General features: G+C 54.8%; 25 protein-coding genes. 9 read left to right on the top strand and 16 right to left on the bottom strand.

Annotation, left to right across the window (positions count from 1 at the left end):
* Window positions 1–6: 6 nt before the first annotated feature.
* Window positions 7–1,317 carry a serine hydroxymethyltransferase gene (glyA, locus tag RAL88_RS20415; protein WP_306266035.1) on the bottom strand — a complete coding sequence of 437 codons (1,311 nt, stop codon included), beginning with the start codon at window positions 1,315–1,317 and terminating at the stop codon, window positions 7–9.
* A 271-nt stretch (window positions 1,318–1,588) separates the two neighbouring features.
* On the opposite strand from glyA, the gene RAL88_RS20410 reads away from it, so the two are divergent.
* On the top strand, window positions 1,589–2,347 hold the full coding sequence (locus tag RAL88_RS20410; protein WP_306266034.1) for a TerC family protein: 759 nt from the start codon (window positions 1,589–1,591) through the stop codon (window positions 2,345–2,347).
* Window positions 2,348–2,395: 48 nt separating this feature from the next.
* On the opposite strand, the gene RAL88_RS20405 is transcribed toward RAL88_RS20410, so the two are convergent.
* The 5 genes from RAL88_RS20405 to RAL88_RS20385 form a co-directional block, all read right to left on the bottom strand.
* Entirely contained in the window at window positions 2,396–4,480 is a 2,085-nt protein-coding gene (locus tag RAL88_RS20405; protein WP_306266033.1) for a hypothetical protein, read from the bottom strand.
* 17 nt (window positions 4,481–4,497) lie between these two features.
* A complete protein-coding gene (locus RAL88_RS20400) occupies window positions 4,498–5,580 on the bottom strand; it encodes a CNNM domain-containing protein (RefSeq protein WP_306266031.1) in 1,083 nt (360 codons plus the stop codon).
* 93 nt (window positions 5,581–5,673) lie between these two features.
* On the bottom strand, window positions 5,674–5,883 hold the full coding sequence (locus RAL88_RS20395) for a serine hydroxymethyltransferase (RefSeq protein ID WP_306266029.1): 210 nt from the start codon (window positions 5,881–5,883) through the stop codon (window positions 5,674–5,676).
* Window positions 5,884–6,118: 235 nt separating this feature from the next.
* Window positions 6,119–6,634, bottom strand: a complete 516-nt coding sequence (gene ldtR, locus RAL88_RS20390) for a transcriptional regulator LdtR (RefSeq protein WP_306266027.1) — start codon at window positions 6,632–6,634, stop codon at window positions 6,119–6,121.
* A 279-nt stretch (window positions 6,635–6,913) separates the two neighbouring features.
* A complete protein-coding gene (locus tag RAL88_RS20385; RefSeq protein WP_306266026.1) occupies window positions 6,914–7,327 on the bottom strand; it encodes a DUF6163 family protein in 414 nt (137 codons plus the stop codon).
* Window positions 7,328–7,424: 97 nt separating this feature from the next.
* Between RAL88_RS20385 and hemB the strand changes: the two genes are divergently transcribed.
* The 3 genes from hemB to RAL88_RS20370 all read left to right on the top strand — a co-directional run bounded on the left by hemB (window position 7,425) and on the right by RAL88_RS20370 (window position 9,770).
* Window positions 7,425–8,447 (top strand): porphobilinogen synthase, encoded by a 1,023-nt coding sequence (hemB, locus tag RAL88_RS20380; RefSeq protein WP_306266025.1) that lies wholly within the window; start codon window positions 7,425–7,427, stop codon window positions 8,445–8,447.
* Window positions 8,448–8,514: 67 nt separating this feature from the next.
* Window positions 8,515–8,973, top strand: a complete 459-nt coding sequence (locus RAL88_RS20375; protein ID WP_306266024.1) for an RDD family protein — start codon at window positions 8,515–8,517, stop codon at window positions 8,971–8,973.
* A 35-nt stretch (window positions 8,974–9,008) separates the two neighbouring features.
* Window positions 9,009–9,770, top strand: a complete 762-nt coding sequence (locus tag RAL88_RS20370) for an arginyltransferase (RefSeq protein ID WP_306266023.1) — start codon at window positions 9,009–9,011, stop codon at window positions 9,768–9,770.
* Between the two features lie 18 nt (window positions 9,771–9,788).
* Here the strand turns inward: RAL88_RS20370 and parC are convergent, their stop codons facing one another.
* From parC to RAL88_RS20355, 3 genes are all read right to left on the bottom strand, one after another.
* Window positions 9,789–12,029, bottom strand: coding sequence for a DNA topoisomerase IV subunit A (gene parC / locus RAL88_RS20365; protein WP_306266021.1), 2,241 nt, complete (start codon window positions 12,027–12,029; stop codon window positions 9,789–9,791).
* 69 nt (window positions 12,030–12,098) lie between these two features.
* Window positions 12,099–12,395, bottom strand: a complete 297-nt coding sequence (locus RAL88_RS20360) for a hypothetical protein (RefSeq protein WP_306266019.1) — start codon at window positions 12,393–12,395, stop codon at window positions 12,099–12,101.
* 208 nt (window positions 12,396–12,603) lie between these two features.
* Entirely contained in the window at window positions 12,604–13,395 is a 792-nt protein-coding gene (locus tag RAL88_RS20355; RefSeq protein ID WP_306266017.1) for a GntR family transcriptional regulator, read from the bottom strand.
* 199 nt (window positions 13,396–13,594) lie between these two features.
* Here RAL88_RS20355 and RAL88_RS20350 point away from each other — a divergent pair, with 199 nt between their 5' ends.
* From RAL88_RS20350 to RAL88_RS20330, 5 genes are all read left to right on the top strand, one after another.
* On the top strand, window positions 13,595–14,605 hold the full coding sequence (locus tag RAL88_RS20350; protein WP_306266015.1) for a TRAP transporter substrate-binding protein: 1,011 nt from the start codon (window positions 13,595–13,597) through the stop codon (window positions 14,603–14,605).
* 114 nt (window positions 14,606–14,719) lie between these two features.
* The gene (locus tag RAL88_RS20345; protein WP_306266014.1) at window positions 14,720–15,208 is read left to right on the top strand and encodes a TRAP transporter small permease; all 489 of its coding nucleotides are present in this window, start codon (window positions 14,720–14,722) and stop codon (window positions 15,206–15,208) included.
* A gap of 2 nt (window positions 15,209–15,210) precedes the next feature.
* Window positions 15,211–16,506, top strand: coding sequence for a TRAP transporter large permease (locus RAL88_RS20340; RefSeq protein ID WP_306266013.1), 1,296 nt, complete (start codon window positions 15,211–15,213; stop codon window positions 16,504–16,506).
* A 49-nt stretch (window positions 16,507–16,555) separates the two neighbouring features.
* The gene (locus RAL88_RS20335) at window positions 16,556–17,782 is read left to right on the top strand and encodes an aconitase X catalytic domain-containing protein (RefSeq protein WP_306266011.1); all 1,227 of its coding nucleotides are present in this window, start codon (window positions 16,556–16,558) and stop codon (window positions 17,780–17,782) included.
* Window positions 17,782–18,192, top strand: a complete 411-nt coding sequence (locus RAL88_RS20330; protein ID WP_306266010.1) for an aconitase X swivel domain-containing protein — start codon at window positions 17,782–17,784, stop codon at window positions 18,190–18,192. The genes RAL88_RS20335 and RAL88_RS20330 overlap by 1 nt, the downstream gene beginning before the upstream one ends.
* Before the next feature lie 28 nt (window positions 18,193–18,220).
* On the opposite strand, the gene recO is transcribed toward RAL88_RS20330, so the two are convergent.
* The 7 genes from recO to RAL88_RS20295 form a co-directional block, all read right to left on the bottom strand.
* Complete coding sequence (recO, locus tag RAL88_RS20325) at window positions 18,221–18,973, bottom strand: DNA repair protein RecO (protein ID WP_306266008.1); 753 nt, start codon at window positions 18,971–18,973, stop codon at window positions 18,221–18,223.
* 25 nt (window positions 18,974–18,998) lie between these two features.
* A complete protein-coding gene (era, locus tag RAL88_RS20320; RefSeq protein WP_306266006.1) occupies window positions 18,999–19,904 on the bottom strand; it encodes a GTPase Era in 906 nt (301 codons plus the stop codon).
* A complete protein-coding gene (rnc, locus tag RAL88_RS20315) occupies window positions 19,894–20,631 on the bottom strand; it encodes a ribonuclease III (RefSeq protein ID WP_306266004.1) in 738 nt (245 codons plus the stop codon). The genes era and rnc overlap by 11 nt, the downstream gene beginning before the upstream one ends.
* Complete coding sequence (gene lepB / locus RAL88_RS20310; RefSeq protein WP_306266002.1) at window positions 20,628–21,377, bottom strand: signal peptidase I; 750 nt, start codon at window positions 21,375–21,377, stop codon at window positions 20,628–20,630. The genes rnc and lepB overlap by 4 nt, the downstream gene beginning before the upstream one ends.
* Window positions 21,378–21,523: 146 nt before the next feature.
* Entirely contained in the window at window positions 21,524–21,928 is a 405-nt protein-coding gene (acpS, locus tag RAL88_RS20305) for a holo-ACP synthase (protein ID WP_306266000.1), read from the bottom strand.
* The gene (locus tag RAL88_RS20300) at window positions 21,925–22,731 is read right to left on the bottom strand and encodes a pyridoxine 5'-phosphate synthase (protein WP_306265998.1); all 807 of its coding nucleotides are present in this window, start codon (window positions 22,729–22,731) and stop codon (window positions 21,925–21,927) included. Before RAL88_RS20300 ends, acpS begins: the two co-directional genes overlap by 4 nt.
* Window positions 22,700–23,311, bottom strand: a complete 612-nt coding sequence (locus RAL88_RS20295; RefSeq protein ID WP_306265996.1) for a DUF2062 domain-containing protein — start codon at window positions 23,309–23,311, stop codon at window positions 22,700–22,702. Before RAL88_RS20295 ends, RAL88_RS20300 begins: the two co-directional genes overlap by 32 nt.
* Window positions 23,312–23,338 lie beyond the last annotated feature (27 nt).

The raw sequence follows: 23,338 nt of genomic DNA, 5'->3' as shown, positions 1-23,338 counted from the left end.
GACCGGCTAGCCCTGGTAAATCGGGAAGCGGTCTGTCAGCGCCAGAACCTTTGTCTTCACGCCGGCTTCAATATCTGCATTGCTGTCCTCGCCATTTGCGGCGATTCCATCCAGAACCTCGACAATCAGCTTTCCGACATCTCGAAATTCGGCCACACCGAAACCCCGGCTTGTGGCCGCTGCCGTGCCCAGCCGAATACCGGATGTTATGGTCGGCTTTTCAGGGTCGTTGGGGACACCATTCTTGTTACAGGTGATGTTGGCCCGCTCCAGCGCTGCTTCCGCAACCTTGCCGGTGACATTTTTTGGTCGCAGATCAACGAGCATCAAATGATTGTCAGTTCCACCGGAAACGATCGCCAGACCTTCTTCCGTCAGACTGGCTGCAAGGACCTTTGCATTGTCGGCGACGGCGCGCATGTAACTCTTGAAGTCATCACTCAGGGCTTCACCGAAGGCCACTGCCTTACCGGCAATGACATGCATCAGCGGACCGCCCTGCAATCCGGGAAACACTGCAGAATTGATTTTCTTGGCGATGGCTTCGTCATTGGTCAGCACCAGACCGCCCCGCGGTCCGCGCAACGTTTTGTGCGTGGTGGACGTGACAACATGGGCATGCGGGAACGGGCTTGGATGCAAGCCGCCCGCCACCAACCCGGCAATGTGGGCCATATCGACCATCAGATAGGCACCAACCTCATCGGCGATTTCGCGAAATTTGGCGAAATCGATAATCCGGGAATAGGCCGACCCGCCGGCGATTATCAATTTTGGCTGGTGCTGGAGGGTCAATTCGCGGATCTGCGCAAAATCAATCAGATGGCTATCGGCCTCGACACCATATTGAACTGCGTTGAACCATTTGCCGGACAGATTGGGCCGTGCCCCGTGGGTCAGATGTCCGCCCGCATCAAGGCTCATGCCGAGAATCGTGTCACCGGGCTGCAGCAGCGCCAGAAATGCCGCCTGATTGGCCTGGCTGCCGGAATTCGGCTGAACATTGGCGAAACCGCAATCGAAAAGCTGTTTAACCCGGTCTATGGCCAGAGTTTCGGCAATATCGACAAACTCGCAGCCGCCATAATAGCGCCGCCCGGGATAACCTTCCGCATATTTATTGGTCAGCACCGATCCCTGGGCTTCCAGAACCGCGCGGGACACAATGTTTTCCGAAGCGATCAGTTCGATCTCATGCTGCTGCCGCCCCAGTTCGCGGGCGATGACATCGGCTATGGCCGGGTCTGCTTCTGACAGATTTTTCGAAAAGAAACCGGAGAAAAGATCGGATTGTGCGGGATCTGAACTTACGGACATGGGCTTGACCTTTTTCATGGGTTGAGCGTGGTGTGGTTAGCGTCTTTGGGAACCAAACCGGTTTTCGGACGATTACCCTTTGGGATGCGGGGGCGGACATCTGTCCATTGTTGCTGGATTTCAGCCAGATAACACAAGCCAAACCACAGACCAAGCGGGGAACACCGGACAGACAATTTATTATTTCGCAGTTTACCGCTATGACACCTCACTGTAACGCCCTTCCGCTAGCATAATAACCGCCACTCACAACGTATACTGGAAGACATGAATGGAAAATCTCATCACCCTGTTTCAAGACCCGGCTGTCTGGGTCTCGCTGATCACTTTGATTGTGATGGAGGTCGTTCTGGGCATAGACAATCTTCTGTTTATCTCGATTCTGACCAACAAGCTGCCTGAAGGCCAGCGCGACCGGGCGCGAAAACTCGGCATCGGTCTGGCTCTCATCCTGCGCCTGCTACTGCTCAGCGCCGTCGCCTGGATCGTCAAGCTGACAACGCCGGTGTTTGAGTTGTTCGATCAGGGCTTTTCCTGGAAAGACCTCATTCTGATTGCCGGTGGCCTGTTTCTGGTGTGGAAGGCGACCAAGGAAATTCACCACTCTGTTGACCCGGAACCGACACCGGATATGTTCGATTCACGGACACTAAGCATGACCTTCACAGCCGCAATCGGTCAGATATTATTGTTGGATGTGGTGTTCTCAATCGACAGCATAATCACCGCAGTCGGCATGACACCGCATATTCCTGTGATGGTAATCGCCGTCGTCGTGGCCGTTCTGTTGATGCTGCTTGCCGCCAATCCGCTGGCACGTTTCATTGCCGCGAACCCGACGATTGTCATGCTCGCCCTCGGATTCCTGCTGATGATCGGCATGACCCTTATTGCCGAAGGATTTGGCGTCAAGGTTCCGAAAGGATACGTCTATGCAGCAATGGCGTTCTCTGCGGCCATCGAGGGGCTGAATATGCTGTCGCGCCGCTCCAAACGCAAAAAACGCGAAGCCAGTATGCAAAGCTCATAGCGCTGACAACAATGCTGCTCCGCTCGCCGGAGCAGCATTCGGGCCGTCCTATTCCGCAGTGACCTCGATTTCCAACAGATCGATCAGTGTGCCCGGCGCTGTGGCACCACCGGCAATGACCTGCATCATGGAAACTGGCGCGCCGGGTTTGGCGGTCGCTTTCAAGGCACCGCCTTCGTCCAGCAGTTTGGCAACCACTGTTCCAACATTCTCGACGAAATCCGGTTTGTTGAGTGCTCCCAGCAGAAATGGCAGCGCTCCCACAACTTCCTGTTTCAACTGGTCGGGTGCTTTGCCCTGCTGCTCTGCTGCTGCCGTCACCGCGCGGTCCAGAAGCGAATTGTCGTCAAACACGACCGAGGCGGCATTGAAGGTAAGCAATGCCAACACATTCTGTGCGGTTTCAGGATTTTCGAAAACGCTTCGGGGGATACCGCCAATTTCCAGATCCGCGTCCAGCGATCCGCCATCTTCAAGAGCGTTGCGGCTGATCAGCGACAACACTTCCCTTGCTTCATTCCACACCAGGGAAAGTGAATAGGATACATTGAGCCGCTCATAGCCCATTCTTTCAAAGATCTGTCTGCTGCCTTCTTCCAGACTGGCAACTGCGATTTGCAGATTTTCAAGTGTTGACGTGACTTTGGTCGGAATACGTTCGATGAAGTTCGCCATTTCCAGACGGTTCACGTCCATTTTCAAACGCGTCCCACCCACTACATTAATATCAACACCAAGGAACTCGATCAGTCCCAGTGTCGGCAGGGCAGCAATTATTGCGCGAATGTCGTTTTCTTCGTAAGCGCGTTCAGCATCCAGCAAGGCGTCCAGCGTGGGGAAACCCACATCCCTGATCTGAAACACATCCGTGCGCACGGCATCGCCAAACCGCTCAACATTCAAACCTTTCGCCGACAGTTCACCCAGCCCGCCGGACCATAAATCCGCGATGCGGAAATTATCCAGTTCAGCGGTTATTTTGGTTAGGTCTTCGGCCTCGATATCATCCAGTTTGAGGCCGCTCATCTCGAACGCGCCGAGGCGAAACATCGAATAGAGCGAGGCGACCGCTCGCACTATGGTTTCATCTTCCGGCTCCGATCCCTCCTCGGCAGCCTTCAGATAGAATTCGTCGGCCTGCGCCAGCAATGGTTGAGCTGACGGGCGAATACCTATGTCTGTGTAAGAGACTTCATCAAGTGTGACGGTCATACCTTCACGGCCGCTCAGTTTACTGCCAAGAACCGCGAATCTGTCGAGCAACGGTTTGAACGGTGTGTCACGCTGGCTGGCCGGCAGATCAGGGTCAAACTGGCGCAGGAAGGTGCCGATATTATAGCCCTTGCTTTCGAGCCGGGTGATGGTCAGATCAAATGGTTCCGCATCTGTCTGGTCGGAATCCGGCCGTGCGGCGGTCCTGATGGTCATGCCATCAACTGTTACGCTGGAAAAATTACTGGCTTTGACCTCACCCGCGACCATCGGCCCGTACTCGGATATCAACAAGGTGTCGTCGTCCAATTGCTGCGCGCTTTGCGCTCCGGCAATGGCAAATGATCCGAAATTCACATCAGCCAGGGCGGCAAAGAACGGATAGTATTTCGATATCGGTTTTTTCGGATCATTCACGATGTCAGGCAGTTTGGCCCACTTTGCACCACGCACAACCATGCCATTATAGCTGCCGCGGGTCTCACCACCGGGAACCGTGCCATCGCCGTCGTCAGAGTCGTCGTTGGGGCTATCGTCAATGGAAAGCGAGAAACCGATTTCCTCGGCGATAATCAGTTCGGCAAGATAGCTGCTGGCGTTCTCGGTCAGGCCAGTGTAGCGCAACATCGGGGCTTCGAAGGTGTAGCTGACATGAAGAGCGTCTACTTCGTCCAACGAAGGAGCCGCCAGTTCGGGGGTAAAGACCGCTTTCAGGCCGGTCACCGTTGTCACGTCGGTGGCCTCATCATAGCTCAATCCCTGGTAAGACAACTCAAAAAACGAAAAGGCGTCTGACTCTGCCACCCAGCGATCAATAATCGCCGGACCCTCGCCGGCCGCAAAAGCTCCCGGTGCAACCAGCAGACAAGCAACAATGACAAGTCCCTGATATGTAATGTGTTTGTTGCGAATTGCAGACATTTCAGCAGATCTCCGTTTTAGAGCTCGGTGTTTTCCGGTATGGCAGCGTCGGGGGTCTTTGTGAGCAGACCAAGGCCTGCGGCGCGTTCTTCCCACTGCTTGCGTGCCTGTGCCTGAAGGTCTTCTATTGTGTCTGCCTCATCCACAATTTCCAGACCCAGCAAGGTTTCCACAACATCCTCCAATGTGACGATACCGGCGGTGCCGCCAAATTCGTCAACCACGAGCGCAATATGGCGGTCATTTTCCAACAACAACTCAAACAATTCCCGCAGATGCATCGTCGCATTAATATGGGTCAGATCCCGGCGCAGGTCGGAAACCGGGATGTCGAGCTTGTCCTGCACCGCCTTGATCAGAATTTCGGTCTTGAGAACAAAACCGGTGACCTGGTCAACTGTCTCTTCATAAATCGGAATTCTCGAAAAGCGGATGGCCTCCAGATCGTCCAGCAAGGAGGCGATTTTCGTCGTCTGCGGCAGCGCATAGACAACTGTTCGCGGCGTCATGATGTCAGACACGGTCAATGCGTCAAACCGCAGCAGGTTCTGGACAATGCGTGTTTCGCTTGCGTCGACAACCCCTTCCCGTGCCCCGACTGTCGCCAGAGCGGATAGTTCCTCACGGCTGATGACATGCCGCTTGTGTCCGCGCGACAGAAATTTTGTCAGGATCTGCGACATTTTCACCAGCGGCCACAAAGCCCAGATGAGCGGCGGCAATATCCGCGAGACTACCGGAATCAGTGCACTCCAATAGGTTGCTCCAAGCGTTTTGGGAATAATTTCAGACAGCACCAGAATCAGAAAAGTCAGAACCGCTGAAAACACGCCGAGCGAGGCATCGCCGAACACCACCGCAGCCTGAGCGCCGGCCCCTGCCGCGCCAACGGTATGGGCAATTGTATTCAGCGTAAGAATCGCCGCCAGGGGTCGGTCAATGTCCTCTTTCAGCCGCGCGATCCGCGCTGCAAGAACGGGCCGCGTATTTTCCAGCGCGGCCAGATAGGACGGAGTTACGCTGAGCAGAACGGCTTCCAGAATCGAACACAGAAAGGAAACGCCAATCGCCAGCGACACAAAGAAAACGAGAAGAATCATATACAGGTTCCACGCAATGGCTGGCCCGCAAATTTTGTTGCGCGACACTTTTACCAGTGTGCCGGACCCGGTGCGGCGAAGCAATCGCCTGCGTCAGCCTTTTTGGCCAAGGCGATCCAGAGCGCGTTGCAGTTTGCGCACTGCCAGGGTTTCCATATCTTTTCGCAAGGTGGCGCGCGGCGCAATAATGCACACTTCAGTGCGCGTAACAGCGTCAATAGCACTCACCTTGACCTGCGCCCCGATAGGCAAAAATTCAAAATAAACCTGACGCGATGAATTCCCGTCCGACGCACTCTTCATATCCTGAACCTATCCCGGCCGCTTTTCCAACGCAAAACGAGTTGACCAACTGGATACTCGCCAGAGATATCATCGCGGAAATGGGAGCTGCCGTCTATCGGCGATCATATGATTGCGGTGCAACAGAGCGGATTGTGCACAAGGTCACTGACATTGCCGGTCAGCAATTCCTGTGCTGGAATTGCATCCACGAGCAATGCATCACCGCTTGACGGTCCGGGCAGTCCATCTTCTGCTAAAGCCGGTACAGAATCTGGTCGGTCCAGAACCGTTCGAGCCTTTGCAGGGATCTGTTGAGATTTTCGAAGTCTGCTGTGGCAAGGCCACCGACCTTTTCGATCGAGCGCATGTGGCGCTTGTAGAGCCCGTCGACAACGGCAGCGATTTCCTTGCCCTTGTCGGTCAGCCGGACGCGGACCGATCTGCGGTCCGTGCGCGAACGCTGATGATGGACATAGCCCATATCGACCAGCTTCTTAAGATTATATGAGACATTTGAGCCAAGGTAGTAACCGCGACTGCGCAATTCACCTGCCGTCAGTTCCGCGTCGCCGAGGTTGAACAGCAGCAAGGCCTGTACCGCATTGATGTTGCCCTCGCCGGTGCGCTCAAATTCGTCTTTGACCACATCCAGCAGGCGACGGTGCAGCCGCTCCACAAGCGTTACGGATTCCAGATATAGTGGGAGCCCGGATTCTACTTCTTTGTCGCTTCCCGCATCAACCGGGGCTAGTTGTGTTGTTTGTTTCATCTTTTATCCAGCCAGTTTTATCTTGCACATATGAGGGGAATATCCCTCGTTGATAAGTACAAACTAGGCATGGCGCGTCAAAAACCACTTAAGTTTCAGGCTTAAGGAAACCTTACTCCCAAATGCTTGATTTGATGGTTTAGAATTTATGTATTCCGGATTCATTTTTCATTTATATTACTGAACCTTAACCAGATATTCTGAAAAATTGAATCATCCTGGAAGAAGCAGCTTTGCCGCCCAGCCGAAATGGGGCTGTGTCTGGCGTTGAGATTGGTTTCAGCGCAGCCGTGTGCGACGTATGAGCATCGTCAAAGTGACATAGATGATGATCATGATCAGGTGAAAAATCAGCGTCAGGGGAGAAATCCCGAAGGTGCCGGAAAAGAAAACCTGTGAAAAAAAGTCCACGCCAACCGTGATCAGCCACACGACAATGCCCCATGGCATCTTGTTCCACAGACCAACAGCAGCTGTGAAATTGAAAATCGTAAAGAAAATCAGCAGGACGCGACGCTGCATCGACAGCGCCAGAAATGCCTCCTGCGGGTCCGACACCACGCCGAAGATGATCATAGCGCGCATCAGACCGGCCAGCAGCAGCAGCACGCCGAGAATGCGCATGAAGTTTTCAAGCGCCGCCACCAGGTAACGCCGGGCGGACAGATCGCCTTCTAGAATTTGTTCAAACATGAGTGCATCCTTGCCAGAAGCTGTGACCGCTGCCAAGTCGCTTATCAAGTGGAATTGGGCATGCTATGGCGGTTTTGATTATTTTTCGGAGTTAGCCATGACAAATGATGAATTGCCAATCAGCCTGAGTGCTTCGGATGTGGCAGGTCCCATCCGGATGCGGCGCAACCGGCGGCATGACTGGTCACGCCGTCTGGTTCAGGAAAACAGACTGTCAGTCAATGATCTGATCTGGCCGATCTTCGTCAGGGACGGCGACAATCAAAGTGAAGCGATCGCATCGATGCCCGGTGTCTTTCGCTACAGTGTCGATCAGGCAGTAAAGCAGGTCCAGCGTGCCGCGCGCCTCGGTATACCGGCGGTCGCCCTGTTTCCCTATACTGATCCGGCTCTGCGCGATGAAACCGGCAGCGAAGCGCTGAACAGTAACAATTTGATCTGCAAAGCCTGCCGGGCGGTCAAGGCTGTGGTTCAGGATGTCGGTATCATCACTGATGTGGCGCTCGATCCCTACACCTCCCATGGTCATGACGGCCTTCTGGAGGGAGATGAAATCGTCAATGACGCGTCGGTGGAGATGCTGGTCAGACAGGCGCTGAACCAGGCTGCGGCCGGTGCCGACGTCATTGCACCCTCGGATATGATGGACGGACGCGTTGGCGCGATCCGTCACGGGCTTGACCAGAATGGCTATCAGCATGTCCAGATCATGGCCTATTCGGCCAAATATGCCTCGGCGTTTTACGGTCCGTTCCGCGATGCCGTCGGCAGTAGCGGCACTCTGAAAGGTGACAAACGGACCTATCAGATGGACCCGGCCAACAGCGACGAGGCGCTGCGTGAGGCTGAACTTGATATTGCCGAAGGCGCTGACATGCTGATGGTCAAACCCGGCATGCCCTATCTCGACATTGCCCGCCGCCTGAAAGATACATTCCAGATGCCAACCTATGCCTATCAGGTGTCCGGGGAGTTTGCGATGATTGAAGCTGCAGCTGCCAATGGCTGGATTGACCGCGAGAAAGCCATCCTGGAAAGTCTGCTTGCTTTCAAACGCGCGGGTTGTGACGGGATTCTGACTTACTTTGCAGCGGAAGTTGCCGAATTGATCGGCCAATAAATAGTTTTGGCTCTGCCGCGAAGCTACCTATATCGATGTCAGAAACCAATACCCGAGGATGATCTGAATGTCAGTGCTGGAAGAAATCGATATCACATCGCGGCGCGAGCTTTATGATGGAATCCTGTCGCGCCGTGTCTTTGCATTTCTGTTTGATTTCATCGCGATCTCCATCGTTTCGGTGGTAGCTGCCCTGGTTGTGTTTTTTCTCGGCATTTTTACCTTCGGGTTGGGATGGGCCTTGTATCTAATCTTCATGCCGCTGGTCATCGCCGGATATCTGGCTTTTACCCTTGGCGGCCCGGATGCGGCCACCCCAGGTATGAAAATCATGGGAATCCAGATGCGATTGCATGATGGCAGCCGGACCGGACCATTTGGCGCAATGGTGCACGGTTTGTTGTTTTATCTGTCAGTTTCCTTCCTGACTCCGTTTGTTCTGCTGGTTGGGCTGTTTACACAAAGGGGTCGACTGCTGCATGATCTGGTTCTGGGAACATATATTGTCAGAAGCGACTACCTGTAACGCATCAACACTGAATCCCAACGGCATTCGAACCCATGACAGAACGGCCCTCTCATACGTCCCAGTTCTATCTGACAGCACCTTCTCCGTGCCCCTATCTTCAGGGTCAGGAAGAACGCAAGGTCTTTACCCATCTGGGCGGCGAGCGGGCCTCGGAGCTGAATGATATTCTCACCCAGGGCGGATTCCGGCGCAGTCAGAACATTGCCTACCGGCCCGCTTGTGAACGGTGTCGTGCCTGCATGTCGGTTCGGGTTGTGGTTTCCGAATTTGAAGCCAACAAATCGATGCAGCGCATTGTCCGGAAGAATCGCGATCTGATTGTGCAGGAACGTGCTGCCGAATCCAGTTCGGATCAATATGATCTGTTCCGTTCCTATCTGGACTCACGCCATCCGGGCGGTGGCATGTCAGATATGAGTGTCCAGGATTACACCTCGATGGTGGAAGAGAGCGAAGTGGAAACCCGGGTCTTCGAGTTTCGCCAACGCGACGTCGATAGCGGCATTACCGGGCGCAGCCAGCAGCCGCTTGTTGCAGTCGCCCTGACCGACATTCTGGGGGACGGCCTGTCGATGGTCTACAGCTATTTCGACCCCTCGGAAGCTGCCCGCAGCCTTGGCACCTATATGATTTTAGAGCATCTGGAACGGGCCAGCCGTCTTGGCCTGCCCTATGTCTATCTGGGGTATCTGGTCGAAGGCTCGCCGAAAATGGCCTATAAGGCCCGGTTCCAGCCGCAGGAGCGGCTTGGCGGCAAAGGCTGGGAGCGCCAGCAGATACGGGATTTTTTCTAGAGCTTTGAGCCCAGGGCTCTAGCCGCCAAACCTGTTGCTCCGCGGAAAGCCCTGAGGTGCCATCCTGCCGGCCTGGGCACGCTCACCGACCCATTCTGCCAGGTCTTCCAGGCTGCGATTGTACTGCCGCCCGGAACTGTCGGACCATGTCAGCCCGGCTTCTGCCGCGAACACTTTGATATCGGCGACCGTGCCATCCTTATAGCGTTGCAGGCGGACGCCTTTGCCGCGGCTCATCTCGGCAATCTGCTGCAGCGGGAAGACCAGCAGTTTTCGGTTTTCGCCGACAATCGCGATCCAGTCGCCTATCGCTGGCGGGCACAAGACCATTTTGTGCGGTGCCGACATGTTCAACACCTGCTTGCCTTTGCGGGTATTGGCCAGAAGATCATCTTCAGAGACTACAAATCCACGCCCTTCTGTGCTTGCGACAAGACGTTTGCGACCCGGCTGATGGGTGAAGATGGTCAGGATGTCCTGGTCTGCTTCCATATCGACCATGATTCGGACCGGCTCGCCATGACCACGTCCGCCAGGCAGTTTGTCCGCACCTAGGGTGTAGAATTTCCCGCCGGTTGACGCGACCAGCAACTTGTCGGTGGTCTCGGCGTGGAACATCAATTTCAGAGCATCGTCCTGCTTGAAGGTCAGGGTCTCGGCATCGGCAAGATGCCCCCTCAGAGCGCGCACCCAGCCCTTTTGCGACAGCACAATCGTCACCGGTTCGCGCTCGATCATGGCCTGATGAATATCATCGAGATTGTGTTCAGGCGCGATTGCAAAGCTAGTCCGGCGTTTGCCAAGGGGGGTATCGGGTCCGAAAAACTTTTTCAGATCCCTGATTTGTTCGGTAATGCGTGTCCATTGCAGATCTTCCGAAGCGACAAGTTTCGCCAGTTCGGCGCGTTCGGCGGTTAGATTTTCATGTTCCTGGCGCAGTTCTATCTCTTCCAGCTTGCGCAGGGACCGCAACCGCATATTCAAAATGGCCTCGGCCTGAATATCTGTCAGGGCAAAGGTCTTCATCAGATCCGCCTTGGGATGGTCCTCTTCGCGGATAATCCGGATCACTTCATCCAGATTGAGAAATGCCACCAGATAGCCGACCAGAATCTCCAGCCGGTGATCGATCTTGCGCAGACGGAAATTGGCGCGCCGCACCAGCACCACCTTGCGGTGGTCCAGCCATTCGCGCAAGACGCCGCGCAGGCTCAGGACTCTCGGCACCCTCCCATGAGACAGCACATTCATGTTCAGCGAAATTCGGTTCTCAAAATCGGTCAGCTTGAACAGTGATTCCATCATCAGCGCCGGGTCGACGGTACGGCTTTTCGGCTCCAGAACAACGCGGATATCTTCAGCTGATTCATCGCGGATATCAGCCAGCAGCGGCAACCGCTTGGCCTGCAGCAATTCGGCGATTTTTTCGATCAGTTTCGACTTTTGAACCTGATAGGGAATTTCGGTGACAACCACCACATAGGCACCGCGTGACAATGTTTCGGCATGCCAGCGCGCGCGTACACGAAATCCACCGCGCCCGGTTTCATAGGCGGTGCGGATCGAGGCTTCGTTCTCAACGATGACACCGCCTGTCGGGAAATCAGGGCCTTTGACGAATTCGCAAAGTTTTTCGATGCCGGCATTGGGATATTTTACCAGATGCAAAGAGGCATCGCACAATTCGACAATGTTATGGGGCGGAATCGAAGTCGCCATACCGACGGCAATGCCGGTTGAACCATTGGCCAGAAGATTTGGAAAATTCGCCGGAAGAACAATCGGTTCCTGTTCCTCGCCGTCATAGGTCTCGCGAAAATCAACCGCATCTTCATCAAGGCCTTCGAGCAGACGGTTGGCAACTTCGGTCATGCGCGCTTCGGTGTAGCGCATCGCGGCTGCATTATCGCCATCGACATTGCCGAAATTGCCCTGCCCGTCGACCAGCGGATAGCGCACCGCAAAATCCTGTGCCAGGCGCACCAGCGCATCATAGACCGACTGGTCGCCATGTGGATGGTACTTACCAATAACATCACCGACTACGCGGGCCGATTTCTTGAAGGAAGAGTTCGGGTCCAGCTTCAACTGGCGCATGGCATATAACAGGCGGCGATGCACCGGCTTCAGGCCATCCCGCACATCCGGCAGGGCACGGTGGGTGATGGTTGACAGCGCATAGGCTAAATAGCGCTCCTCCAATGCGGAGCGCAGATTAATGAGTTCTATCTCGCCTTCGGGAATCAGTTTTTCGCCCATTGAAATGAATTAGAACATTTTTTGTTGATCAACCAGAGCACGTTTCATGAAAGGCCGGACTCTGCTGGTCTAATCAAATTGCGGCTGAAATCCCGGCGGTACCGAGAAGCCCAGATCACCGCGTGCAATGACGGCATCCCTGCCGCCCTTCTTGGCGAGCAATTCGGCCTGCATCGCCCTGGCGTCGCGATCCATCGCTTCGGGATCGCTCACCTTCAGGAGTTCTGCCTTCAAATCTTCCATGATGGGTTGAGCATCGGCGTGCAGAGATAGATCCGCAAGTTCCTCGGGATCATTGGTCAGATCGAAAAGCTGGGGCGGATAGAGTGTATAGTAAACCAGCTTGTAGCGCCCTTTCCGCACCATATAGGCAGCGCTCTTCGGACATAAGAATGATCAGGTTTTTCGGCTCCAAACTCTGGTCCCTCCGATTTGCGTATTCATGTTTAACATCCGGGATGCCCACAAGGCGTTGGCCGATGGCCGGTTCCACTTCATCGGAGTAGGAAAATTTCTTGCCGGTAAACCGCTTTTTCCTGTCTTTCGCAGCGGGTCACAACGACATTTGGCATTGTCAACCGAGCAGGGAGGTGGTCCCCAGATCAAGCAGGTAGTTGGTCGGCGGCATATGAAAGTCCTGATAATACATCGGCGTGCCTGACAGATCATAGGCGATTACATTGAGCACCGTTGCCAACTGTCCAGCTACACAATCGCAATGTTCGGTAAAGTGATCGGGAGGGATTTCGAACCTTATTTCCTGGCGAATGCGGTGAACGGGCATCTGGTGATGCCGGGCAATCAATATCTTGATGTTCTGACCGGAAAGTTGTTCCAGGTCGCCATCGGCCAGTTCAGGAAACCGTTCAGCTATGGCATAAAAGGTTGAGTAGACTCTCAGATCATTGTTGATGCTGAAGATCCGGTCGATACGAATAATATCCTGATCCTTCTGGCCCAGAGGAGCCGACCAGTCTCCGGTTTCCTGTGACATCCTTCTGCCGATTACGTGCGTGTAGGCGGGCAGTGTCTGTTTCGTTTCATCGTCCCTTCGATGAAACCGCATGTGCCAGGGCTGTTCGATCGGACGGTTCAGATCAGCTACAACGGACCCGCTGCCGCGTCTGCGCGTGATGACGCCTGCCGATGCGAGATCGCGCAAGGCACGCTGTACCGTGCCGAGACTGCAAGGTGTTGCCGCGACAAGCTGGGCTTCCGTGGGAAGACGCGATCCGGACGACCAATAACCCTCCATGATTGATCGGGTGAATGCCTGCGTCAGTTTCACGTGTTTTGGAATGCTTTCGCTTTCATCCCAATAACGCACGACGAAATCGGATGCAGTCTGCTGGGGAAATGCTGCCATGGAATTCATACAAGCCAATCTATCAGTCGTACCTTGATGCTATGCATAACGCGAATGTGCCCGGGTTTACAGGTCACGTTAATAGATCATGGTTGACCGGACAAGATCACTATGTCTTAATTGCTATATAGTAATTACACGGCAGAACCACCTGCCGTGCAACGTCCAAAAAATTTAACATGTTCTGGGAGGAACTTTCATGCGTAATTTTCTGTATGGAGCAATCACGAGCGCTGCGATTGCAACTCTGACCGTCTCAACTCTGACGGTCGCACCGGCGCTTTCAGCTGAACGGCTTTCACTTTCCACTTGGGGCAGTCCGGCCCATTACCAGGTGGCGGAATTCGTTCCGATGTTCAAGCAGCTGCTGGAAGAAAAGTCGGACGGCGACATTCGTTTGAAGACATTCGAAGGCGGAGAAATGGTCAAGCAGCAATTTGTTGCCACCGCAGTACCCCAGGGAACAATCGATATATCCCTGACGACCCTCGACAACTGGTCAGGGCGCGTTGCCGATGTGGGTATCCTGACCACCCCGTTGTGGGACAAATCAATGGAATGGACCCGCGACAACCTGAAACCGGGCAATCCTGTGTTCGATTACTTTGATGCGAAATTGCGCGACGAAGGTGCCATCATTATCGCCATGTTCGACATTGGAGCGCCGGTGGTTTCGACAAGTTTTGAGATTACGGGCCCCGAAGCATTCGCCAACATGCCGATCCGAGCCTACTCCAAAGGGTCGGCCCAGGTCCTGCAGACTTTGGGAGCAGCTCCGACAATCATGGGGGTTGGAGATGTGTATTCGGGTCTGCAACGCGGCACGGTCAAAGGCGCAATGGGCGGTCTTGGGGGTGCGGTTGGCCTCAAACACTACGAAGTCACCTCGAATATGTTCGTACCCAACGGCGTTATGGGAACGCTCATCCATGCCTATGTCATGAACAAGGCAAAGTTCGAGGGCATGTCTCCTGAAAATCAGAAAATTCTCATGGAAGCTGCAGCGGAAGCCCGCGACCACATGCAGCAGGTGGCCATCGACCAACTGGCCAGCCTTCTTGATACGGTTCGCGAAAATGGCAACACGGTAACCATTGTCGAGCCGGGTAGCCCGACTTGGGAGGCGTTTGCCAAGCAGCTGGAACCGCTTGCCAGGGAAGCAACACAGAGCTATCCCCAGGAAGTTCAGGACTTGATTGCAGCTGATTGAACCTTTTGCGGTGATGGGACCCGGTTCTGCCGTGTCCCATCATCCAAACTGGCGCTGCCGACCTCTGCATGCCTTCAAACCGATGCAAGCAGCGCCTGAACCAGAGCACGTTTTATGATCAGTTTTGCCCGCCTGATCGGCAGGATAATGACCTTCATCTCCATCTGCCTGATGGTCCTGTTGTGTCTGCCCATTGCCTATGAAGCAATCATGCGCTCGTTCAACGCCCCCACGATCTGGGTGTTTGAAACCACGCTTTACGCCTTCATATTCCTTGGTTTTCTCGGCAATGCGCTGGCCGTCAAGTCCGGTGCTCATTTCCGCGTGACGTTGCTGATGGAAGTGTTTCCGCAGTGGACGCGGCTGTTCAACCGTATCTCCGAATTTTCCACACTGCTGCTTGCGCTGCTGATCATTTCCTCGGGCATCTACTTCGTCAACAATATGGTGCAAATGGAGATCGTTTCGGCGACCCTTTTGGAGGTGCCTTTGTGGATACCCGCCCTGGCGATACCAATCGGCGGGTTCGGGCTGTTTCTGCAAACTCTGGTTCAGATGATAACCGACGAAACAATCATCGATTCTCACATGGTGGGAGACTGACGATGATTGAAGATTTCGTCTATGATTACGCCGGATTCATCTCGATTTTCCTTCTGTTCTTTTTCATGCTGCTCACCATACCCGTCTTCGTATCGATGGGATTGGCAGCTTTCATTGCAGCCTTGCTGGTCGACGATCCGTTTCTGGTTTTCAAAACTCTGGTCAACACCAGCTGGCAGGGTGCCTCGATCTTTGAGTTGATTGCTTTGCCGTTGTTCATATTCACCGGCACCATCATGCAGCGCACAGATGCCGGGCGCGATCTCTTCGAGGTGACCAAAGCCTGGGCCGGAGCGATTCCTAACTCGCTCGGGGTGTCGACAATCATGGCCTGCGGCATTTTCGCAGCCATTTCCGGCTCGTCCGTCGCGACCGCGGCTACTGTCGGGCTCGTCGCCATTCCCCTCCTCCTGGAGGAAGGCTATGGCGAACGACGTTCCGGCGGCTTTGTGGCCGGAGGCGGGACGCTGGGGATTATTATTCCCCCGTCGATCCCCCTTATTCTTTACGGAGTGATTACAGAAACCTCAATCGGGCAACTGTTTATCGGCGGCGTTGTGCCCGGCATCATCATGATGTCGTTGTTTACCCTGTATGTCCTGTTTTCCCGGCCACGGATAAAAATTACGCACAACGTTCCGATGCGCGAACGGGTGAAAATCACGTTCAGTTCCCTCGGGGTCGTTTTACTGCCCGTCGTCATCATCGCTGCAATCTACACAGGTATCTTTACACCAACTGAAGTGGGTGCGCTGAGTGTCATCTATGTCACCATTCTGGGACTGGTACAGGGCCGACTGAACTTCGATAAACTGAAGAGCGCCGCTATTGTTGCCACAGCCACGACATCGATGCTCTTCATGCTCATCGTTTACGGGCAGTATTTCGCGCATTTCCTGACATTCGAACAGGTGCCTCAGTCAATCGCCGCCGCCATCATCGAAAATGCCAGCGGGGTCTATGCGGTTACGCTGATGATCCTGGCTTACATTGTTCTGGGCATGTTTCTTGAAAGCGCAGCGATGCTGCTGATCTCAATTCCCATCTTTTTTCCGGTTGCCACCCAGTTGGGAATGGACCCGCTGGCATTCGGTATTTTTGCCGCCATTGCGATGGAGATTGCACAGATTTCTCCGCCAATCGGCGTCAATCTCTTCACCATACACGGAATTTCAAAGATCAATTTATGGACGCTTGCACGCGGTGCCCTGCCCTTCCTGCTGATCCAGATCGTGATGCTTTACGTCGTCTACTTCTTTCCGCAAATCGTGACCTGGCTGCCAAGCCAGATGCGTTGAGGCAAATTTTATGATTGTTGGAACAACGACTTTTCAGGAGTTTTAATAAATGAGACTGACCGAAGAAGAGCAAGCCATGCTGGCTGGCGAGCGGGGCGAAGCCATGCAATGGGCCATCGACCATCAGCTCAAGGTTGGCCGGATGTTCGATGCCGATGATCTCGTTGAAATCAGCCAGTCTCACATGATGGCTGATCCGGAAAGTGTCGGCGAAGCTGGTGTCGAATTTCTGGAAAAGATGGCCGATACCGGTTCTCAAGTGGTCGTCCCCATGATTACCGATCCACGCGGTGTTGACCTTGATTATTACAGCCCGCTTGGTCAAACCGAGCAAATGGCGGATTTGGACCGGCGAACAATTGCCGCTTGCGAACGTATGGGCATTTTGATGACCAACACCTGCATCAATTATCAGACGATCATGCCACCTGTGCTTGGCGATCACGTTGCGTATGGCGATACGGGCGTCGTGATCTATTCCAACAGCGCGTGTGGTGCGAGGTCGAATTTCGAGGGTGGGCCTTCCGCTCTTGCCGCAGGTCTCACAGGGCGGACACCGCGTTACGGCCTTCATCTGGATGAGAACAGACGCGCCACCAGGCGTTTTGTCGTAAAGCACCAACCACAGGAGCTAACCGATTGGGGAGTGCTCGGCGCGGTTGTTGGCCGCAAGGCCGGTTCCTATTGGGAAGTTCCGGTTATTGAAGGCCTGGAAAAGGTGCCGACCTCAGATGAGATGAAGCATCTGGGCGCGGCGATGGCCAGTTATGGGTCTACTCCGCTGTTTCATCTGGCGGGAATCACCCCCGAGGCGCAGGCTCTGACGGATGTCGGCGGTGATCGATTGCCGGCTGAAGATATCGCTGAGGCCGATCTGGAGGCAATGCGTTCGAATTTCGGGCGCAGGGGCGACAAAATCGATGTGGTTGTGTTTGCCGCACCGCAATTATCCATCGTGGAAATGCAGCAGGTAGCCAATCTGTCACGGGGGAAAAAATTCAAGGTTCCTGTCATCGTTTGTACCGCTCCCCAGGTCTATCCCGATGCGGTTCGCATGAAACTGGTAGAAGCCATCGAAAATGCCGGTGGCAAGGTGCTTCAAGGCACCTGTTTTTATAATCAATATGCTCGGGAAATTGGACAGGCGAACGGCTGGACCCGGCTTTTGAGCAACTCTGCAAAAATCGTCAACATATTGGGTGGCTACGGCTATGAGCCGGCGCTTGCCGGGATGGAAGACTGCATAGATGCGGCTGTAGCAGGGGAGATCGTGTGATGGTGGTCCTGAAATGTCACAAGGGTATCGGCCCGAAAGTAACGGGCGAAGCGCTGGTTGCAGACGACAATTTTTCCGCGCGTTATGACCTTGATCGCTTGAAGGGTACATTTTCGCGACCCCAGCATAAACTGGTCGGCCAATCCTATGATGGAAAGATCCTGGTGCTGAACACGGCCAAGGGCGGAGTTGCTTCAGCCTGGATGCTTCATGAAATGAAATCGCGTGGAATTACGCCAAGGGCGATCCTGTTCAATCAGGCCAATACGATCCTGGCTCAAGGTGCTGCATTGGCGAACCTTGCCATGTGTGACCGGTTCGAAGACGGCGACGTGACAACACTGATCAGGAATGGTCAACGCGTCGAAGTCGACCCGGATGCTGGAACCGTGACCATCCTCGAGGATTGAGATACTTTGTTACCACCAACATCCGGGATCAGACAGCCAGGTTGGAACGCTGCGCTGCGGCAAGGATCAGGCGCACGGCTTCTTCACGCGATGCCGAGGCGCGCAGACCACGAGGCTGGTAGACGTGGCGCTGCAGAAAGAAATGCGACAGGGCAAAGCCGTGCGACAGGTCCTCAGGCGTCCGGTCCGCGGTCATCGCATGCTCCCTGGTCAAAAACGACGGCAATGGCAGCAACCGGTCCTTATAGGGCGCGCCGGCATCGGACCCGACCGCCCTGCCCGACTTTGGTGAAACATATATCAGGCCGGCCTTTGCACCTGTCTGGGCGCAGGCCTGGAGATCCAGTCCGAAGCCGAGTGCATCCAGCATGGCCAGTTCCAGCCGGACCAGCAATTCGGCCAGCAAGGTCGGGGCATCCAAATGCTCAAGGCAGACCTGAAGCGCGGAAAACAGCTGAGTGTTGGGTTCTCTTTCCGGCAGCAGGCGCAGCAATTCGGTCTGCATCTGCAATGCGCTGAGCGCCATCCGGTCCTGCAGAATTGCGCCCGCCCGGGATTTGAGCGGTTCGATGGTCATAACGCCGAGATGCTCGTCAAGGCGTGCCCGCCAGATGACGGTGACATCATTTCCCGGTTGCAGCACCGGCTGCAATCGCTTCGAGCGGCCCCCGCGCACCAGCCCCAGATGGCGCCCGCGCAATTGCGTCATCAATTCCACAATGACACTGGTTTCACCGTGGCGCCGTGTGCCCAATATTGTGCCGCGATCCGTCCATTCCATGCATCAAAGCCCTCGGGCTATCGCGTTACGGTGTGAAATCAATTCCCATTTCACGGTAACGTTCAGGATCATCGATCCAGTTTTCGCGCACTTTGACAAACAGGAAAAGATGGATTTTCTGGCCGTAAATTTCGGCCATTTCGCGCCGGGCGTCGCTGGAAATGCCGCGAATGGTCTGGCCTCCCTTGCCGATGACAATCTTCTTCTGGCTTGCGCGCTGCACGTAAATCGTCTGTTCGACCCGGGCACTGCCATCCCTCAGGGTTTTCCAGTCCTCGGTTTCCACAGTTGAGGCATAGGGCAGTTCTTCATGGAGACGCAAAAACAGCTTCTCCCGAGTGATTTCAGCAGCAAGCTGGCGCATCGGCAGATCCGATGCCTGATCCTCCGGGTAAAGCCACGGCCCGATGGGCATCTGCGCGCACAGATATTGCATCAGATCGGCGACGCCATCGCCATTCAGCGCTGAGACCATAAAGGTCTCATCAAATTTGCAGATGGCATTCGCTTTTTCCGTCATTTCCAGAAGTTCGTCTCTGGGCACCAGATCAATTTTGTTGAGAACCAGCAATCGCGGCTGGCGGACTGTTTTCAGCCGCTCCAGGATTTCAACAACAGACTTGGTAAGCCCGCGTTTGGCATCAACCAGCAGGCACACCACATCGGCATCCTGGGTGCCGCTCCAGGCAGTCTTGATCATGGCGCGGTCGAGCCTGCGCCTTGGATCAAAGATGCCGGGCGTGTCGACGAATATGATCTGGGTCTCCCCCTGCATGCCAATTCCCCGGATCAATGCCCGGGTGGTCTGCACCTTGTGGGTGACAATTGACACTTTTGCTCCGACCATATGGTTCAAAAGCGTCGATTTTCCCGCATTTGTCGCCCCGAGCAGGGTGACAAATCCGCACCGGGTCTGAACATCATTCATCATTGGCCTCGTCTTCCTCTTCGGCCTTGATCACACCTTCACGAAGCAGCAGGCGGTATGCCGCTGCATGTTCAGCGGAGCGTCTGGACGCACCTGCTGCGAGCATCGGTTCACTACCTTCTACAAAGACGCTGACGAGAAATTCCGGGGCGTGATCCGGCCCGCTGCGGCGAACAATCTGATAATCTGGAACCGCCTGTCCCCTGGCCTGCGCCCATTCCTGCAACTCGGTCTTGGAGTCCCTGTGAGCCTGGTTGTAGCGCTGCATTTTCGGCTGCCAGTAGCGTTCGATGAAGCTGCGCGCCGCTTTCAGGCCACCATCCTGATAAATTGCTGCAATGACGGCCTCGCAGACATCGCCCAAAATCGCTTTCTTGCGGCGTCCCCCGGAACCGGCTTCGCCCAGCCCAAGATAGATCGCGGGACCCAGATTCAGCTCGCGGGCCACTTCCACACAGGTTTCATTGCGCACCAGAGCCGTCAGCCGGCGTGCAAGATCGCCTTCATTGGAATGCGGAAATTCGGCCATCAGCATATCGGTCACCACCAGTGCCAGCACCCGGTCGCCCTGAAACTCCAGCCTTTGATAGCTTTCGCTGGACTGCTTGTCACCAATGACGCTCATATGCGTCATGGCGCGTTTCAGCAGTTTCAAATCCTTGAAGTCGTGCCCCAGACGACTGGCGACTTCTTTTAGCCTTGCGGTATCCTTGCTGGTCAGAGCGCTCAAAGCGTGTTCATCAACCGGTCGAACCGAACATCATTGGGCCAGCGCCAGATGTGGCGCGCCCGCGCGGGCGGCTCAATGGAGAAGAAAATAATCTGGGCCTTTCCGACAAACAGCTCCAACGGCACGGCGCCCAGACCAAAACGGCTGTCGCTTGAGCCATCCCGATTGTCACCCATCATGAAATAGTGCCCTTTGGGAACGGTGAAAACCGCCGTGTTTTCGCCAGCAGCACTGATCGGACTGTCGAGGGTATAATGGGTCACGCCATTGGGCAACGTTTCCACATAGCGGCGCGATCTGAGCTTGCTTCCATCCGGCCGTGTCATCGAGACATCATCGAGAAATTCTTTGGGAACGGCCTCATCATTGATGTAAAGCACTGCGTCCTTCATCTGAATTTTATCACCAGGCAGCCCGATAACGCGCTTGATATAATCCTTGTCACCATCAGAAGGCACACGGAACACCGCGATATCGCCGCGTTCCGGGGCGTCTTCCAGAATCCGCCCTTCGAAAAGATCGGGCGCAAACGGAATTGAATATTTGCTGTAGCCATAGGAGAATTTCGACACGAACACATAGTCGCCGATAAGCAGCGAGGGCATCATCGATCCGGAAGGGATGTTGAAAGGCTGAAACAGAAATGTGCGAAAGATCACTGCAATCAGTAGCGCCTGAACGATCACCACGATCATTTCGCGGACACCGCCGTCTTTTTTATCCGCTTTGGAATGTGCCGTGCTCATGAAAACTCGCAATTCTGAGAAATTGACGGTCCAGATTGCTGAAACGGATCACAGTCTTCAAACTGCCATTTGAACCAACAAGGACGCTTGTTGAGGCCGTATGTAAACCCTCACTTACGGTTTCGCAATGTGTAATGGGTTACAATTCAGACAGACCTGTTTATGGCGGTAATGATGACAATTGCCTGGGCAAGCGGATAGTCATCGGTAATGGTGAGATCAAGCTGGGCAGCCATGCCGTCCGGGGTAATCTGTTGCAACCGCGCCAGCGCACCGCCGGTCAGTATCATCGTTGGTTTGCCGCTGGGCATGTTCGCAACGCCAAGGTCGCGCCAGAACACACCTTTGCGAAATCCGGTGCCCAGAGCCTTGGCACAGGCTTCTTTTGCGGCAAACCGTTTGGCATAGGAGGCGGCCCTTTGATGGCGGCGCTCGGATTTGGCTATTTCAATTGGTGTAAAAATACGCTCGATAAAGCGGCGGTCGAATTTCTCAAGTGTTTTTTCAATGCGGCGGATGTCGCACAGATCACTGCCGAGGCCGATGATCACAGGACGGCCCTGTGCGAGGCAGACTGGCGTGCCTGCTGCATCAGCCGCCGCATTTTGGCAATCGACTGTTCCAGCCCGACAAACATCGCCTCGCCCATCAGGAAATGACCGATGTTGAGTTCCCGGATTCCCAGCATGGCAGCAACGGGCTGCACCGTATCGTAAGTCAAGCCATGCCCGGCATGCACTTCCAGACCCTTTGCCACCCCGACATCAGTCATTGTCTGAAGACGTGCGCGCTCGCGCTCAAATGCATCCATATCGCCGCAAAGCCAAGCTTCGCAATAACTCCCCGTATGCAGTTCGACCACCGGCGCGCCCAGCAGAACTGCCGCATCCAGCTGGCTTTCATCTGCCTCGATAAACAGGGAGACGCGAATACCGGCGTCGCGCAACTGCCTGACCAGAGGCGCCAGGCGGTTATGGGATGAGGCCGCATCCAGACCGCCTTCGGTGGTCCGTTCTTCACGTTTTTCAGGGACAATGCAGGCGGCATGCGGCTTTTGCGCCAGCGCGATGTCGAGCATTTCATCGGTGGCCGCCATTTCGAAATTCAACGGTATGGTCAGATCGCGACGCAACCGTTCAATATCCCTGTCGGCAATGTGGCGGCGGTCTTCGCGCAGATGCGCCGTGATGCCGTCAGCACCGGCCTTTTCGGCCAGAAGCGCCGCCCGGACAGGATCGGGATGCGGGCCACCGCGGGCATTTCGCACCGTGGCAACATGGTCAATATTAACGCCCAGTCTCAGTTCCGGCGTGCTGCCGGATTCATTGTTCGGAAGGTTTGCTTGGTTCGGCATGGCCCTCTCCTCGGTGCAGCATCTTGTCCAGAACGCGCTTTTCTGTCCGCCTTGCAATGGCAGCCAGTCTAGATCGTTGATAGACAAAGACAAGCCGCCTGACGATGAAATAGGAAATGAAAGCCGCCGGAACGCCCAGCAATATGCCGCCTATAGTCATTGGCTTCAGCAGTTCGATGAGATTGGCGAAGGACACATTCAGCAGCCGGCCGGAAATCTGCCCCATGGTCAATGCGCCTTCATGGCCATGCAGCACAAGATTGCCCAGCTTGTAGGTGTAGAACCATATAAAGGGAAATGTGAATGGGTTGCCGACCCACGTTCCCAGCGCTGCTGCAACCAGATTGCCGCGCATGAAATAGGCTAAAATGAAACAGATTACGAAATGAAACCCGATAAAAGGTGTAAAGGATGCAAACACCCCGGCGGCAAATCCAATGGCCACCACATGGGGCGATGCGGACAGGCGCAACACACGTTTCGACACATATTGAAACGACCGCCACCAGTTCCTGCGCGGCCAGACTGCGACCCTCAGTCGCTGCCAGATATGTTCAGGTTTTTTGCGTCTGAAGAGCATGGGATTAAAGAATCAACGCGCTGACTT

The organism is Pararhizobium sp. IMCC3301 (genome assembly GCF_030758315.1).
GTDB lineage: Bacteria > Pseudomonadota > Alphaproteobacteria > Rhizobiales.
Note: the sequence above shows the minus strand (reverse complement) of the source record. Positions and strands in the feature narration are given on the sequence as shown.